This window comes from Salinimicrobium oceani (assembly GCF_012037645.1).
Genome location: NZ_JAAVJR010001346.1, coordinates 1 through 323 on the forward strand (window position 1 = coordinate 1; position 323 = coordinate 323).

General features: G+C 45.8%; 1 pseudogene. It reads right to left on the minus strand.

Annotated elements, in window-relative coordinates:
• Positions 1–323, minus strand: a pseudogene (locus tag HC175_RS22140) (beta-ketoacyl-[acyl-carrier-protein] synthase II); the annotation flags it as partial.

A 323-nucleotide genomic window follows, 5' to 3' on the forward strand; every position in this document is an offset into this window, starting at 1 on the left:
GGCTTCAATAGCCCCGGCAGCACCTAAAAGGTGACCTGTCATGGACTTTGTTGAATTAATATTGATGTTCTTCGCATGCTCGCCAAATACCCTTTTTATAGCCTTTAATTCGGCCACATCCCCAAGCGGGGTAGATGTTCCGTGGGTGTTGATGTGGTCTACATCTTCAGGATTAAGTTCTGCATTCTTAAGACAGGTTTCCATCACAGCAACTACTCCTATTCCTTCAGGGTGTGGAGCAGTCATGTGATAAGCATCAGATGATAATCCGCCTCCAACTACTTCAGCATAGATCTTCGCACCTCTTGCCTTGGCATGTTCAT